Source organism: Spiroplasma endosymbiont of Zeiraphera isertana, from assembly GCF_964030805.1.
GTDB lineage: Bacteria > Bacillota_I > Bacilli_A > Mycoplasmatales > VBWQ01 > Spiroplasma_E.
The window spans coordinates 1,566,340-1,582,635 of the sequence record NZ_OZ034965.1; the positions used below are offsets into that span (position 1 = coordinate 1,566,340).

The window sequence follows — 16,296 nt, forward strand, 5'->3', positions numbered from 1 at the left end:
ATAAAGTGAATTTTCAAATTATATATTATATTGCATTAGTAATGTTTATATTATTATTAGTTATTCTTGGTTGAGGATGATATAGTTTTAATAAACCAAAAACAACTATTAAATTTTTGAATTTAAAATTATTAGTAGCAACATTAATAGTTGGTGTAATTGGTTTAGTTATCTCGATTGTTCCAATTGGAATGCAAGTTTGAACATTTGAACCAGAATATATTAAATCTGATCCTGCTTTTTTAACTTTATTAATAGTAGAATATATATTTTTGGTTATCATGTTAGGATTAGCATATATTTTTAGTTTTGATTTTGGTATCGCAGTTGATGAACATAATATTTATTTCTTTGGACAAAGCGTTAATACTAGTAAAATTGTTGCATTGGAACAAAAGAAAAATGTTTTAAAAATTGTTTATGAACAGGGTATTAAAAAAATTAAAAAACGTTTAACAATTATTACTCCACAAGCACAACTTTTTGTTAAAGATCATTTAGCACAAAAAGTTATTGCTAACTTTGAATTAGAAACTGTTGCTGAAAGCGCAAATAATGATTCATTATCTAGCGATAACAGTAAATAAATAAAAAGCCACAAAGCAATCTGTGGCTTTTTATAATATTAAATTTAAGGAGGATGATCAAAAATGGAACAATTTAAATATAAACGAATATTATTAAAAATTAGTGGTGAAGCTTTAGGTGATGGTAGTAATGAATTATATAATAATGAAAGTATTGATAATGTTTGTCAACAAATTCAAACCCTAGTTAAGGCAAAAGTAGAAGTTGGTTTAGTAATTGGCGGTGGTAATATTTGACGTGGTGCTAAACAAGGAGAAAAGATTGGTTTAAAAAGAATTAATGCTGATTATATGGGAATGTTAGCGACTATTATGAATGCTTTGGTAATTGAATCAAAGTTAAAAGCGCTTAACGTAAAAGTTATTGTGCAAACATCATTAGAGATTAATCAAGTTGCTGAACCTTTTTATTACAAAAAAGCTATTAGTAGTTTTGAAAAAGGCTATGTTTGTATTTTTGCTGGTGGTACTGGTTCACCATACTTTACAACGGATACTGCAGCAGCACTTCGTGCTACTGAAATTAATGCGGATATATTATTAATGGCAAAAAATGGCGTTGATGGTGTTTATGATAAAGATCCAAACATTAACAAAAATGCTATTCGTTATTCACATTTATCATATCAAGATATTACTAATAAACAATTAAAAGTAATGGATTTAACTGCTTCAACGATGTGCATGGAAGCTAACTTGAAAATTATGGTATTTGATATTAAGGTTGAAAACAATATCATTAAAGCAGTACAAAATAAAGCAATTGCAACTATTATTAGCAATCAAAATTAACAAATTAAAGGAGAGAAGATAATATGAAACTATTAGATTTTATTTTATCTATTTTACAAAAAAGCAAAACACCAATCAGAATTTTATTTCCAGAAGGAGATAATGAAAAAGTACAGGCAGTAGCTTTAAAAATTATTAATGATAATTCACCTGTTAAAAATTTTATTACACCAGTTTTATTATTTAATAATGATAAAGAAATTCCTAGTAATATTAAAAATTCTAATATTAAAACATTATCTATTGAAGAAAATCAAGTAACAAATTTTACTAATCAATTATATGAATTAAGAAAAGCAAAGGGTTTAACTTTAGCAGCAGCTAATAAATTGGTATTAAGTCGTAATTACTATGGAATGATGTTATTAAATAATAAAGAGGTTAATGGTTTTGTTGGTGGTATTACTTTTACTACTGCTGATATTTTACGTCCAGCTTTGCAAATTATTGGACCAAAAGCAGGTACTAAAACTGTTTCAAGTACATTTATTATGAATAAAAATGAAGAAATATTTTTATTTAGTGATGGTTCAATTAATTTAAATCCAACAGCTGAACAATTAGCAGATATTGCAAAATCTACAATTCACTTTGGTGAACTTTTAGAATTTAATCCAATTAAATTAGCAATGTTATCTTATTCTACTAATACTAGTGGTAGTGGTGAAAGTGTTGATAAAGTACGTAATGCTACTAACTTTGTTCAACAATTAAAATTAAAAAACGTGCAAATAGCAGGACCAATTCAATTTGATGCTGCTTGAGATCAAGAAGTGCGAAATAAAAAATTACCAGAATTAACAATTAAAAATCATTGTAATGCATTTATTTTCCCAACTTTAGATGCTGCTAATATTGGTTATAAAATTGCCCAAAGATTAGGTGATTATAAAGCTATTGGTCCTATTGTTTTGGGTTTAAATCAGCCAGTTAATGATCTTTCTCGTGGTGCTACTATTGATGACATTTATTACACAGCATTGATCACTGCTATTCAAAAATTAATTAAAAATTAATAAGGAGATAAAACAAATATGTCAGAACAAAATAAAATTTTAGTTATTAATGCCGGAAGTAGTTCTATTAAATTTCAACTTTTTAATGCTATTAATAATGATAAACAACCTCATTTTACTATTCTTTGTAAAGGCTTAGTTGAAAGGATAGCTATTAAAAATAGTAATTTTATTATTGAAATTGCTAATGGTGATAACTTTATTAAACATGAAGTAACAAAAGATATTGCTGATCATGTTATAGGAGCGCAAACAGTAATTGATGCATTAATTGAGTATAAGGTCATTAATAATTTTGATGATATTAAACGAATTGGTCATCGTATGGTTCACGGTGGTCAAAAATTTAATAACTCAATTGTTATTGATGAGAAAGTCATTGCTGGTATCAAAGCATGTATTCCTTTAGCACCATTACATAATCCACCAGCTTTAAAAGGATTATCATCTTTTCAAAAATTAGTTCCACATGCTAAACATGTGGCAGTATTTGATACTTCATTTCATAGTACTATTCCTGAAGAAAAATATCTTTACTCAGTTCCATATGATTGATATAAAACATATGAGGTAAGAAGATATGGATTTCATGGTACTAGTTATCGTTATATTTTAGATAAATTAACTAATATTTTAAATAAACCAAAAGATAAGATTAATGCTATTATTTGTCATTTAGGTAATGGTGCTAGTATTTGTGCTATTAAAAATGGTAAAAGTTTTAATACTAGCATGGGATTAACACCGTTAGATGGTTTAATTATGGGTTCTAGAAGTGGTATCATTGACCCTTCTATTCATGGTTATATGTGTAATGTTAAAGCAGAAGCAACTATTGAAACCGTTACTAATGATTTAAATAAAAGTTCGGGTTTATTAGGAATTAGTGGACATTCTTCTGATTTACGTGATGTTCTTGCGAGTAGTAATGATAAAAACCATAAGTATCATTTAAAATCACAATTAGCAATAAAAATGTTTGTGCAAAGAATTGCTAATTATATTGTTCAATATGGTAATGATTTAGATAATAATATTGATGCATTAGTATTTACTGCAGGTATTGGTGAAAATTCTGCAATTATTCGTCAATTAGTTATTGAGGAAATTAAAGTGTTTACTTTAAAATTAGTAACTAATAAAAATAATGATAAGTATAATGATTACTTAGAAATTAGTGATAAACAATCAGAAGTTCCTATTTTTAAAATTAGAACAAATGAAGAATTAATGATTTGTCAAGATATATATAATTTATTAAAAAATATTTAAAAAATAAAAAAAATATATTAAGGTTTTTTATTTTGATATATAATGTTTAAATTAAGTGAAAATACTTAATAATTATCAAATTTTAATTAAAAATAAATACTTTAAAGATTCAAGGAGAAAAAAGTATGAAATTTAAATACATTAAAGAAAAAAATAATCATAAAATTAGTGAGGAAAATCAATATAAAAATGTTGATAAAAATATGATAAATGAAATTAATAAATTAACTAAGAAGTCATCATCAAGTCGTAGTAGGGTTACTTGTCGTGATTGAAAAGAAGAAAGTAATAAAGATCATTATCATGATGTAAATTGACCAATTGCAATTTTAGGTTTTTAAAATGAATGGTATATTGTCTACCGAAAGAAAGAGTTGTAACTATTAAATAAAAAGTGATAAAATAATATATATTTGTATTTGTGATTACACAATAAAAGAAATTGAAAAAAAAGTAATAAGTAAGAGAGGATTTTAGCATGGAAAGAAAACAAAAGATAGTTGTTATAGGTGTTAATCATGCCGGAACAACAGCACTAAAGGCAATTATGAGGTCTAATCCAAATAGTGAAGTAGTAGCATATGATCGTAATGATAATATTTCATTTTTAGGATGTGGAATTGCGCTTTGAGTTGGTAAAGAATTTACTGATCCAAAAGGATTATTTTATGCCACAATTGAAAAGTTAAGAGCATTAGGTGTTAAAATTAAAGAAAAACATGAAATGATTAAATATGATAGTAAAGCCAAAATTGTTACTATTAAAAATTTAGATACTAATGAAGTATTTACTGAAAGTTATGATAAGTTAGTATTAGGAATTGGTTCATGACCAATCTTAAATCCAGGTGGTAAAGAAATTCCTGGTTTAATTGCTCATAAAGATGGCGTAGTTGTTAAAGATACTTTAAATGGTGTTAAATTAACAAATGGCATTCATTTATCAAAACTATATCAACATGCTCAAGAAATTATTTCTGATTTGAGTAAACCAGAAGTAAAAAAAGTAGTAGTAATTGGTGCAGGTTATATTGGTATTGAATTAGTAGAAGCTTTTTATCAAGATAAAAAAGAAGTTACTTTAATTGATTTTGAAAATCGTATTATGCCTCGTTATTATGATGAAGAATTTACAAATGATGTTGAAACAGATATGAAAAAAGTAGGAGTAAAATTACAATTAGGAGAAACTTTACAAGAATTTATTATTAAAGATGATAAAGTGAGTGAAGTAAAAACTAATAAAGGAACATATAAAGCTGATTTAGTAATTATGGCTGTTGGTTTCTTACCAAATACTGCTATCTTGAAAGATGAGAATGGTAAAGTTCAACTTAACTTAGATCCTCGTGGTGCAATTGAAGTTAATGAATATTTTCAAACTTCAGATCCTAATGTTTATGCAATTGGTGATTGTATTAATATTCGTTCAAATGCTTGAAATAAAAATGTTAATATTGCCTTAGCAACTAATGCTGTACGTAGTGGTTTAATTGCTGGATTAAATGTTGCAAAAACAGATCCTAAAACAAGAATCGCCTTTCCTGGTGTTCAAGGAACAAATGCAATTGCTGTTTTTGGTTGAAAACTGTGTGCTACTGGTTTATCAGAAGTTTATGCAAAAGCAATTTTAGGATCTAATAATGTAGAAGCATATTTTTATCAAGATACAGTGTTTCCACCTTTTATGAGTGAAAATCATGAAGTAAAAATTAAAATTATATGAGAAAAGAGTTCTCGTCGTATTGTTGGAGCTGAAATTGGTTCAACTCATGATCATACAGAAACAATTGCAATGTTTTCATTAGCAATATTGAAAAAGGTTACTATTGATGAAATTTCATTAATTGATATGTATTTCTTACCACACTTTAATAAGCCTTATAACTTTGTTACTGCGGCAGCACTTTTAGCAACAGGAATTTTAACAAAAGAAGATGTTACATATCCAGATCCATATTTAAAAGGTAAGAAAAAATAGATTGCCTTATCAAATTAATTTTGAGAGGAAAAAAATATAATGGTTAGTAATGAAAAATATTTAAAACTTAGAGCAAGAATGACTTTACCAGTTAAAGAAAGTAAATATAAAATTGCTTGATGATTAAAAATTATTTTGATATTTACTTTTCCGTTATGGATTATTCCTTTTTTAATTACTAATTTTTTTATTGGTTTGATGATGCGAAATGTTATGGAAAATTTTCAACGAATTGGACGAAGTACTAATCCAAATTTTGCTAAAATTGATCTCAATACTTTGAGTTTTTATAATCGAGATATGGAATTACAAAATTCTATACAACTAATGATTGATGATAGTAATTGGGATATGATGGAAGCACAAGATATGACGATAACTACTTATGATAATCGCTTGTTATCAGCTTTTTTCATTAATAATCATCAATCTAATAAAAATCATAAATGAATAATTGCAACTCATGGTTGACAACAAAATCGCTATAGCATTTTATATTTAATTAAACATTTTTATGAACAGGGATATAGTATTGTTAATTATGATACAAGAGGTCATGGTAGTAATAATATCCATGATGCAATTACTTTTGGTAATAAAGAAGCAGATGATTTATATGCTGTTATTTTAAGTCTTAATAATTATTTAGCAGAAACAGATTTTAAACAACCTCCTAATATTACTTTAATTGGTAATAGTATGGGTGCCAGTACTGTTTTGGAAACAATATCTCGATTTGATACTGGTAAATTTGGTGTTAAATGTGCAATTTCTGATTGTGGATTTGATATTTTTAGTCATATTATTAAAATTATGGGTAAACAATACTTTAACCTTCATTGATTTTGATTTTATTATGGTGTTAAATTTTTCTTTAGGTTAAAAGATAAATTTAATATTAATAGTATTGATCCTATTAATAAATTAAAATATTGTTCTTCAATTCCTGTATTATTTATTCATGGTAATGATGATGAAACTGTACCAGCAACAATGGCACAAAAAATGTATGAAGAGAAAATAAATTATGAAAAAGAAACAATAAGTGAATTATTAATTATGCCATCTGCTAAACATATAAGAGCCGTCACTACCGATTATGATACATATTGCAAAACTACTTTAAAATTTGTTAATAAATGAACAAATTTTAAAACCGAAGATAAAGGAGATTAAATTAATAATGATTTATTATATTAATAATAGCAAAGACCCATATTTTAATTTAGCAGCCGAAGAATATTTGATTACTAATCCTTATATAAATGATGAAATCTTATTATTATGACAAAATAATAATACTATTGTTATTGGTAGAAACCAAAATACAATTGAAGAAATTAATAATGAATATGTGAGAACAAAAAAAGTTAATGTTGTACGAAGATTATCTGGTGGTGGAGCTGTTTATCAAGATTTAGGAAATTTAAATTTTACTTTTATTCTTGATAAAAATAAAGATAATGCTCGTAATTATGGTCTTTTTACAAAACCAATAGTTAATGTTTTACAAAATATAGGTTTAAATGCTCAATTTAGTGGTAAAAATGATATTTTAGTTGATGATAAAAAAATATCGGGTAATGCCCAATATACATATAAAAATCGAATTTTACATCATGGTACTATTCTTTTTAATGTTGATATGCAAATGTTACCAAAAGTATTAAAACCTGATTTGGATAAATTAAAATCAAAAGGTATTAAATCAGTACAAGCACGAGTAACAAATATTTTACCATTATTAAATCCACCAATAACAATTGAAGAATTTCAAAATTTAATTATTGAACAATTAAAAAGTACAAAAAATACAAAGATTATGGAATTTTCTGAAAAAATGATTGCTGATATTGAATCATTAGCAAATACTAAATATCGAACTTGAGATTGAGTTTATGGTAAATCTCCAGATTTTGATTTAAAACATAAAACACTTTTTCCTAGTAAAGGAACTATTCACGTTTGAATGAATGTTAAGGCAGGAATTATTGAAAATATTAAAATATATGGTGATTTCCTAGGGTCAGCAGGTACTACTAGTTTAGAAAAAAAACTAGAAAAACAAAAATATAATGCAGCAACTATTACTAATATCATTGAAAATGCTAATATTAACGAAATTTTTGGTGAAAATTTTCTTGCTGAAGAAATCATAAAAAGTATCATAAAATAATGAATAAAATTCTTATTTATGATATCCTTACTTTTATAACTAATATTAAAGAGGAAATATGAAGAAATATTTATGGATTTTATTTATAATGTTTATTTTTATAACACCAATTAGCAATTTTATTACATTTTTAGTAAATAATAGTTTTGATCAAACAAATAGTATAAATGATATTCTTTATCCAACACGTGGTTGACCAAAAAAAGATAGAAATCAATTAAATGTTTGACAATTTTTATATCAAGATGCTATTGATAAAGTAGGTAAAACTAATGATAATATTGTTAATTGTTTTAATAATTTTTATCTTGCTGAATTTGATAAATACCGTGATTCAGCAAGTAAAAATGCTGGTAAACCTGGCTATGATGAAATTGGTATACCAACAGCAGATATTAATGATTATATTAATAATAAAATTATTCATGCACAATCAATGCAAATATACATGGCCTTAACATTGCAAACATATTTTATTGAGTTTACTATTAATAAAATTAATGATCCAAGTAGTAGTTATATTAATGCAAATGAATATTTAAACTTATGAGTTATGAAGTATTTTGAAGCTGGTTTTTATTTTCAATGAGTAAAAATTTGAATTCAAGATTTAGGTAGAACAATTGAAAAATCAATTGATATTGATTTTTACACTTTTGATAAATATGTGGAACGAAATAATAAAGGTGAATATATGTGAAATAAACCACCCAGTGACAAAACAGTAAAGCCACTATTAATTTTGGATTCTGATATAAAAAAAATGTTTAATCAATTATATGAAGAAATTTTAAATAATAATTTACAAGGAAAATAAAAATGATTATTCTAGAAAATATAAGTAAAAATTATGGTAAAAATCAGGTTTTAAAAAATATTAATTTAGAGATACCTGCTTCACAATCACTTGCTATTTTAGGTGCTAATGGTTCTGGTAAAACTACTTTGGTTGAAATTATTTCACAAGTTTTAAAACCAACATCAGGTAAAGTATTATTTCTTGATGATGTTGGTAAAAAGGTTAGTCGGAAAATTGGTGTTCAATTTCAAGAAGGTTATTGACCAGTTGGTACACGAATTATTGATTTAATTAAATTTTATAAAAATAAAAAATATATTAAAAGTGAAGAAGGCAAAGGATGAATTGATGTTTTTGAGTTAAATGATATTTTGAAAAAAGAAATTTCTTTACTTTCGGGTGGTCAAAGACAAAAGATTTAATTGTTTTTTATCAATTTTAAATGATCCTGAAATTTTAATTTTAGATGAGTTAGTTACAGGTTTAGATTTAAAAATGCAAATTAAACTTGTTAATTTTATTAAGTCATGAAAAGAAATTAAAAAAATTAATTTATTAATTGTTTCACACACACCAGAAGAAGTTGAATTACTTTGTGATCGGGTAGTAATTTTAAAAAATGGTGAAATTTATCAAGACCAAAGTATTGATGCAATTATAAAAAAATATGGTAGTTTACGTAAAATGATGGTGGAGTATTATCAAAATGAAGTTAATGGTAACTAAAGAATTATTTAAACAAAGTACTGTTTCTAAATTTTCAAGACTTTTTTCTTTAATTTCAAAAGTAATTTTTGGAAATCCTAGAACTTATATTTTTGTATTTTTATTAGGTTTTTTAATTTCTGCATTATCATCGTGATTATGAAATAATTATAGTTATTATCAAATTTTACCCCCCATTTTGTTAAATTTTTTATCAATATCAGTTTTTATTTCATCTTTTTATTTAGGAATATTTAGGATTGAATGGCGAAAGAAAAACTTTTTAAAAATCTGAGTTGTAAATATAAATGGGACAGTTTTTTAAAATAATTGTATTAAATCTATTGGTCTTTTATAAGAGAGCGATTTTCTGGGTGTAGAATTAATTTGAAATGCTATAAAATTTAAATCTTTTTGTTTATATGAAGATAGATCTGTAGATTTTGGTAAATATCTTCTTAAAATACCATTATTATTTTCATTTAAACCCCTTTGGCAAGGTTTACCAGGATCTGCAAAATAAATTTTGACATTACAAATTTTTTTTTAATTTTCAAAAAAACTCTTGATGAAATAAAAAAAATCATCAACCCGGCCTAAAATTTGATTTTATTTAATTTTGGGATTTATTTTTTTTACAAACTGAAATATAATGCTTCAGATTTTGCATAAGGTGATATTTTATAATGTTGGTATTTAAATTTTCATAAATTGAGGTAATTTTGAATATTGGTAAATCCAATGCCATGATAATGAGTAATAAATTCTTTTAAACTTGATTGTATTTTACTGATATTACTTAAATTTTTATAATTTAATTCTTTATTTTCTTTTGATTTAAATTTCTTGAGAGTACATTTTGTTTGTTTAGCTACTGTATCATATAGTATTTGCATATCACAAACTATAATTGATTTTTCTTCGATAAGCTTAGATGTTAAATTTTCTTGTACTCATTTTTTTGTTAATCTTTTAGTATTTGTTGTTTGAGCATAAATATTTTTATTTTCATCAATTGCCATTTCAATACAACAGTTTAAATCTTTAGAATTTTCTTCAATTCATTTTTTTCTTGGATCATCTGGATTTTTGAAATTTCCTTTATGAATTTCTTTGATAAAAGTTTCATCAATTTCAATTCTACCTTTTAATTTTGTGAATGGTTTTTGTGTTTTTGCTAATTGTGATGATTTCATAAATTTTTGACGATTAAATCATGCTGATGTTTTTGAAATTTTAGCAAATTGAGAAATAGTATAAGCAGATTGACCTAACAATGACAATCAAATTATTCAATCTCATTGTTCATGAGATAAATGACTTCAATGTAAAAAATGATTTCTTAAAGCATCAAAGCTACTTTTACAATCTTTGCATAAATATTTTTGCTTATTGTTCTTAAAACCATTTTTTACACATCAATAAGATTTACAATTTGGACATTGAATTCCTTTTTCTTTAAATTTTTTATCAATTGCATCTAATTTTTCTTTTTTCTCAATTTGTTTAATTCTATTTTTAAAATGTCTAATAATTTTTATAAATTCTTCATCTTTTTTGTTTTTTAAAACATCAATTAATTCATTATTAGTCACAAAAAATCACCCCCGATATAAAAATATTACTTTTAATTTTAAATTAAAAGTAATATCAAGATTTTTTGTGAAAATTAAAAAATTTTTTCGATTAATCTTCATTTACTAAATTCTTTACCACGATCAAAAGTAATGGTTTTAACTGTTCCTTTTTGTAACTTTGAAATAAATTTTATTATACTTTTCGTAATATTTTCTGATTTATGATTTTTAGTTACTAAAGGAATTGTGGTTTTTGATCATATATCAGCCAAAGTAATAATAGAACTTTTATGATCTTTGCCAATGATAGTATCACCTTCTAAATGACCAAATTCTTGTATATTTTTAATATTAGGAATGATTAAATTTCTTTCATGAATAGACTTACAATTATTAATTTTGCCCCTAGTTTCTTTTTGTTTGTGAGATTTATTTTTGCCTTTTCTCAATAAGTTATTTTCATCAAAACCCATTCGATTTGTTTTAAACATGTTATATAAAGTTTTTGTTGAAATACTTTTTATTTTATTTTCCTTTAAAAAGTTAGCAATTATATCAAGAGCATACTTTTTAGTAATTAACAAATTATTAATACTATTAATTTCTGTTAAAGTTAAAATTATTAATTTTCTGCCTGCATTTTGTTTATTTGTTTGAAATTGATTCAATATTTCTAATGGCAATAAGTTTTTATTTAATAATCTACAAACTCTATGTACAGTTGATTTACTATAATCAACAATTTTTGCTATTTTACGAATCGAAAATCCATAATTTTTATATTCTTTTATTACTATTATTGATTCAATACTCAGATACTTATACATTGCGCTAATTCCTTTCTTTTCTTAATTATAGAACTAACACAATTTAATTTTTATATAAGTGTCCTTTTTAATTTTACCATTAAAGAAAGAATAAAAATAATTGGTATTAATGAATATTATATTATTTTAACAATTTTTTTATCAAATTTAATAATGGTATCATTATCAGTAAGTATTAATATTATTTGTTATAATATTTATTCTTTAATTTCAATATTTAATTTTCATCTAAATTTACTTTCTAATATTAGATGATTTATTTGAATTTGCTATATATTTGCTATGATATTATTAACATTTTTTTAACAGTTGCTAACATATTTATTACAACATTTTTTCCTAAGTTTAATTTATCATTTGTAATGCTTGCTATTTTTACCATATTTTTCATTATTTTTTCGGATGTTTTAATTCAACCAACAGTAACTAACAATAATTTAATATTTATTGTTATTGATTATTTATGTCCAACTAAATATTTTATGGCTTTTCTCCCTTTATGTACTATTTTTAAATTTTATCACATAAATGCTGAGAAAAGCCTATCTACGGACTTCTCCCCACATTTTTAAATCAAACACAAAATTACAGTTTCAAAACTAGGTATGTTATTGAATTTATATGCTGATTCTTTTGCATATAAATGAACATGATGTTTTTCAACTTTGATATGTGTTTTAAATGTTCGTCTGATGTGCTTTCATGCCGATTCAATCTGGTTTATGTTTACACCAGTTTTTGAAACATAGCCATCTTGATGGTTAACTGTTTCATGCTTAGTGAAAACTGATTTAAAATGGCGATATCCTTTTCAAGAATCAGTATGTACATCACACTTTGAAGAAATGTGGTTTCTTGCAAATTGCAAAAGATTTTTTTGATTTGCATTTTTCAACACTTTCACAATTAAATTATTGGTTGTTTTTTCATAAATCCCAACAATCAAAGTTTTATTTTTTAAGGATCTTCCTTGTTTTTTAAAACCCATATGTGAAAGATACATTTCATCCATTTGCACTATGCCCTCAACAATGAATTGAGGTTCTTGTTTTGCAATTGCACTTCGGATTTTATGACCCATTCTTCAAGCAGTTTTCAAAGTTACTCCCAATTCTTTTGCAACATCAGTTGATGGAATTCCATGTTTGGTGTTTATTCATCTAAAGATGAGATAAAACCAAGATGTCAAAGGTGTTTGTGACTTGTAAAAAATGGTGTCATGAAGAATACTAAATGTTTGATGACATTTCAAACATCTTATTCTTCTTAAATCAGAAGTATTCAAATTTGTTCAAGAACACCTCATACATTTGTTTTCCTTCAAACTTGCTATATATTTCAAACAATCTTTTTCTGTTTGAAATATATTGTTGAACTCATTCAATTTCATTGTTTCCTCCACAAGTACATGTGGGGAGAAGTCCGTATTTTATTTGGTTTAATATGTTGATTACTTCATATCAATTTTTAGATTCACTAGGAATAAGTCAAATTATTCAAAATTATAATGAAATATCATTTGTTGTTTTTACTAGTATTTGGCAAACATTAATTGGAATCTTGATATTTACTATGTTGTTTTCCTATTTATCGAAAAGATTTTTTAATTGAGGAATGAAAGGATAAAAATTGATGAAAAAAATATTATTACTTTTTGGTGTTTTTAGTTTAATTTCTGCTCCTGCTAGTTTAGTAGTTGCTTGTAATATTGGTAGTTTAGATGGTAGTGATTATTTAAATGGTTTACCAAATTTTGACTGAACAAATTCAGATTATGGAGATGGTATTAATTTTGATAATACTAACTCGCAAAATATTATTAATAATATTGGTAATATTAATGATTTGGGAAATGTTAAACCAAGCAATACTGGTCATTATTTAAATTATTCAAAATTTAATACTGGTTTTCAATGAACACAAAACATTAAAAAACAAGCAGTGACTGGCATTCCTTTAAATAAAGGTTTTATGCCTAATGGTAATTATGCTTCTGATTTTGGAATAACTTCTTCAGCTCGAAAATATTTAAGAATGAATTCAATTTTAGATTGGAATCCACAAAAAGACTATGATGCAAAGTATAATCGAGCAACAGTACCTTTACAGAAACGTCAATTTGTAGCAACATACAACTCAAGTAACCAAGATGAAAATATTAATTATAATCAACTAGGATTTTCAACACGAAAACATCGTACTTTTGATAATACAATAGTGGGGACAAAAAAATCCATTTGAAAATACACCATTAAATTGACAATATACTAATTATTTTATTAATTGATCAGGTTCTTGATTTGAAGGGCCAATTGTTCCACCACCAGCTGATGTTATTGATAGTGCACACATTAATGGAACACCAATATTTGGTAATCTTTTTCTTGATGGATATCACGGTTTAACAAAAGAAATGTTAAAAGATTTTCTGAGTAAAAATAGTGATGGTAGTTATAAAATAGTTGATATTTTAATTAATATTGCTAATTATAATGGCTTTGATGGTTGATTTATTAATAATGAACCAAACGGTGCTGCTCCCAATGGTACAGTTTTAGATTATAATGTTATGGCTGAAATTATTAAAGAATTTAATTATAAAGTAGATACTGCTAGTGATCCAAATATTCAATCATTAAAAATAATTTTTTATCGTAATGGTGCTACAGTTTCAAAAAGTGTTACTGGATATAATGATATAGAAACATTAAAAATGGCAGATAGTGGTTATCGTAAAGCTAATGGTGAAGTTACACCAACTGATATTCAATTAACTTTTGGTGAAACACCAGATAAAACAACCTCATTTTTAACAGATTATCCAAATTATAGTTTTAATTTTCACAAAAAATCTTGATATTACTTTTAATTTAAAATTAAAAGTAATATTTTTATATCAGGGATGATTTTTTGTGACTAATAATGAATTAATTGATGTTTTAAAAAAACAAAAAAGATGAAGAATTTATAAAAATTATTAGACATTAGACTTGGTGCAAAACCTTTAATTTTAACAATTTAACGATTATTATTAATATTAAAGGTGATAGTTATTATGTTGAAAAAATATAAAGATGATCAAGAATTTTATAGTTTAGTCGGCATAAAGCCACAAACATTTTATAAAATGCTTGAAATTTTAAAAATTGCTGAGTCTAAACAAAAATATTATGGTGGTAGAAAAAATAAAATTGTAATTGAAGAGCGTTTATTAATGACTTTAGAATATTGAAAAGACTATAGTAGTTATAGAGTTATTGCAAAAAGATCTAATATTAGTCATACTAGTTGCATTCGTAATATTTTTTGAATTGAAAATATTTTAATAAAAAGCGGAATTTTTAATTTACCTGGAAAAAAAGATTTAACAAAAAATAAAGGTACTAATAATAATTTGTTAGCTATTGATGCTACTGAAACTCCAATTGAAAGAATTAAAAAAAACTAAAATTACTTTTTTCAGGTAAAAAGAAACATCATTCTCTCAAATCCCAAATAATTATTGATATTTCCAATGGAAAAATTATTTCAACTGCTTTTTGTTTTGGAAGCATTCATGATTTTAAATTGCTTCTAAAATAGACTTGGTGCAAAACCTTTAATTTTAACAATTTAACGATTATTATTAATATTAAAGGTGATAGTTATTATGTTGAAAAAATATAAAGATGATCAAGAATTTTATAGTTTAGTCGGCATAAAGCCACAAACATTTTATAAAATGCTTGAAATTTTAAAAATTGCTGAGTCTAAACAAAAATATTATGGTGGTAGAAAAAATAAAATTGTAATTGAAGAGCGTTTATTAATGACTTTAGAATATTGAAAAGACTATAGTAGTTATAGAGTTATTGCAAAAAGATATAATATTAGTCATGCTAGTTGCATTCGTAATATTTTTTGAATTGAAAATATTTTAATAAAAAGCGGAATTTTTAATTTACCTGGAAAAAAAGATTTAACAAAAAATAAAGGTACTAATAATAATTTGTTAGCTATTGATGCTACTGAAACTCCAATTGAAAGAATTAAAAAAAACTAAAATTACTTTTTTCAGGTAAAAAGAAACATCATTCTCTCAAATCCCAAATAATTATTGATATTTCCAATGGAAAAATTATTTCAACTGCTTTTTGTTTTGGAAGCATTCATGATTTTAAATTGCTTCTAAAATCTAAAACTTTTATTCATCCAGAAAAACAAGTTTTTGTTGATTCAGGTTATCAAGGTATACAAAATATTCATAAAAATACATTTTTGCCATTTAAAAAAAGTAAATACAATCAATTAACACCAATTCAAAAAGAATACAATAAAACTTTAAGTAAAATTAGAATTAAAATTGAACACGTATTTGCTAAACTAAAACGTTTTAAAATTTTAAGTTTAAAATATCGCAATAAAATACGAAGATTTGCATTAAGATTTAATTTAATAGCAGGAATATATAATTTTGAATTACCTTAGTTTTGCACCAAGTCTAATGTTTTTTTTCTTTATATCTTAAATTAGAAATAATACAACAACCAAAAATTAATCCAAAAACATTTAATGCAATAAAAAG

At 24.6% G+C, this 16,296-nt stretch carries 18 protein-coding genes and 2 pseudogenes; 16 read left to right on the plus strand and 4 right to left on the minus strand.

Going from position 1 to position 16,296, the window contains the following annotated elements; genetic code table 4:
- The first annotated feature begins 5 nt into the window (after positions 1-5).
- The 11 genes from AAHM78_RS11055 to AAHM78_RS11105 all read left to right on the plus strand — a co-directional run bounded on the left by AAHM78_RS11055 (position 6) and on the right by AAHM78_RS11105 (position 9,349).
- A complete protein-coding gene (locus tag AAHM78_RS11055) occupies positions 6-587 on the plus strand; it encodes a hypothetical protein (RefSeq protein ID WP_342253197.1) in 582 nt (193 codons plus the stop codon).
- A 63-nt stretch (positions 588-650) separates the two neighbouring features.
- On the plus strand, positions 651-1,379 hold the full coding sequence (gene pyrH, locus AAHM78_RS11060; RefSeq protein WP_174481596.1) for a UMP kinase: 729 nt from the start codon (positions 651-653) through the stop codon (positions 1,377-1,379).
- A 23-nt stretch (positions 1,380-1,402) separates the two neighbouring features.
- Positions 1,403-2,395, plus strand: a complete 993-nt coding sequence (pta, locus tag AAHM78_RS11065; RefSeq protein ID WP_342253198.1) for a phosphate acetyltransferase — start codon at positions 1,403-1,405, stop codon at positions 2,393-2,395.
- 18 nt (positions 2,396-2,413) lie between these two features.
- The gene (locus tag AAHM78_RS11070) at positions 2,414-3,667 is read left to right on the plus strand and encodes an acetate kinase (protein ID WP_342253199.1); all 1,254 of its coding nucleotides are present in this window, start codon (positions 2,414-2,416) and stop codon (positions 3,665-3,667) included.
- 125 nt (positions 3,668-3,792) lie between these two features.
- Positions 3,793-4,008 (plus strand): hypothetical protein, encoded by a 216-nt coding sequence (locus AAHM78_RS11075; RefSeq protein WP_342253200.1) that lies wholly within the window; start codon positions 3,793-3,795, stop codon positions 4,006-4,008.
- 137 nt (positions 4,009-4,145) lie between these two features.
- On the plus strand, positions 4,146-5,648 hold the full coding sequence (locus AAHM78_RS11080) for an FAD-dependent oxidoreductase (RefSeq protein WP_342253201.1): 1,503 nt from the start codon (positions 4,146-4,148) through the stop codon (positions 5,646-5,648).
- Between the two features lie 39 nt (positions 5,649-5,687).
- Positions 5,688-6,824: an alpha/beta hydrolase gene (locus AAHM78_RS11085; protein ID WP_342253202.1), complete on the plus strand. Its 1,137-nt coding sequence runs from the start codon at positions 5,688-5,690 to the stop codon at positions 6,822-6,824.
- A 7-nt stretch (positions 6,825-6,831) separates the two neighbouring features.
- Complete coding sequence (locus AAHM78_RS11090; RefSeq protein ID WP_342253203.1) at positions 6,832-7,824, plus strand: lipoate--protein ligase; 993 nt, start codon at positions 6,832-6,834, stop codon at positions 7,822-7,824.
- An 88-nt stretch (positions 7,825-7,912) separates the two neighbouring features.
- Positions 7,913-8,641: a hypothetical protein gene (locus tag AAHM78_RS11095; RefSeq protein WP_342253204.1), complete on the plus strand. Its 729-nt coding sequence runs from the start codon at positions 7,913-7,915 to the stop codon at positions 8,639-8,641.
- Positions 8,642-8,643: 2 nt separating this feature from the next.
- Positions 8,644-9,045 carry an ATP-binding cassette domain-containing protein gene (locus AAHM78_RS11100; RefSeq protein WP_342253205.1) on the plus strand — a complete coding sequence of 134 codons (402 nt, stop codon included), beginning with the start codon at positions 8,644-8,646 and terminating at the stop codon, positions 9,043-9,045.
- A complete protein-coding gene (locus AAHM78_RS11105) occupies positions 9,023-9,349 on the plus strand; it encodes a hypothetical protein (RefSeq protein ID WP_342253206.1) in 327 nt (108 codons plus the stop codon). Before AAHM78_RS11100 ends, AAHM78_RS11105 begins: the two co-directional genes overlap by 23 nt.
- A 300-nt stretch (positions 9,350-9,649) precedes the next feature.
- On the opposite strand, the pseudogene AAHM78_RS17105 reads toward AAHM78_RS11105, so the two are convergent.
- From AAHM78_RS17105 to AAHM78_RS11120, 4 genes and pseudogenes are all read right to left on the minus strand, one after another.
- Positions 9,650-9,874 (minus strand): annotated as a pseudogene (locus AAHM78_RS17105) (IS30 family transposase); the annotation flags it as partial.
- An 89-nt stretch (positions 9,875-9,963) separates the two neighbouring features.
- On the minus strand, positions 9,964-10,923 hold the full coding sequence (locus tag AAHM78_RS11110) for an IS1595 family transposase (protein WP_342253207.1): 960 nt from the start codon (positions 10,921-10,923) through the stop codon (positions 9,964-9,966).
- 83 nt (positions 10,924-11,006) lie between these two features.
- Positions 11,007-11,732, minus strand: a pseudogene (locus AAHM78_RS11115) (IS30 family transposase); the annotation flags it as partial.
- Positions 11,733-12,300: 568 nt separating this feature from the next.
- Positions 12,301-13,122: an IS1595 family transposase gene (locus AAHM78_RS11120; protein WP_342253209.1), complete on the minus strand. Its 822-nt coding sequence runs from the start codon at positions 13,120-13,122 to the stop codon at positions 12,301-12,303.
- 242 nt (positions 13,123-13,364) lie between these two features.
- Between AAHM78_RS11120 and AAHM78_RS11125 the strand changes: the two genes are divergently transcribed.
- The 5 genes from AAHM78_RS11125 to AAHM78_RS11145 all read left to right on the plus strand — a co-directional run bounded on the left by AAHM78_RS11125 (position 13,365) and on the right by AAHM78_RS11145 (position 16,199).
- Positions 13,365-14,003 carry a lipoprotein gene (locus tag AAHM78_RS11125; RefSeq protein WP_342255151.1) on the plus strand — a complete coding sequence of 213 codons (639 nt, stop codon included), beginning with the start codon at positions 13,365-13,367 and terminating at the stop codon, positions 14,001-14,003.
- Between the two features lie 40 nt (positions 14,004-14,043).
- Positions 14,044-14,601, plus strand: coding sequence for an endo-beta-N-acetylglucosaminidase (locus tag AAHM78_RS11130; protein WP_342255152.1), 558 nt, complete (start codon positions 14,044-14,046; stop codon positions 14,599-14,601).
- Positions 14,602-14,787: 186 nt separating this feature from the next.
- Entirely contained in the window at positions 14,788-15,180 is a 393-nt protein-coding gene (locus tag AAHM78_RS11135; protein WP_342253210.1) for a transposase family protein, read from the plus strand.
- Between the two features lie 201 nt (positions 15,181-15,381).
- A complete protein-coding gene (locus tag AAHM78_RS11140; protein WP_342253211.1) occupies positions 15,382-15,774 on the plus strand; it encodes a transposase family protein in 393 nt (130 codons plus the stop codon).
- Between the two features lie 59 nt (positions 15,775-15,833).
- Positions 15,834-16,199: a transposase family protein gene (locus AAHM78_RS11145; protein WP_342254958.1), complete on the plus strand. Its 366-nt coding sequence runs from the start codon at positions 15,834-15,836 to the stop codon at positions 16,197-16,199.
- The last annotated feature ends 97 nt before the right edge of the window (positions 16,200-16,296 follow it).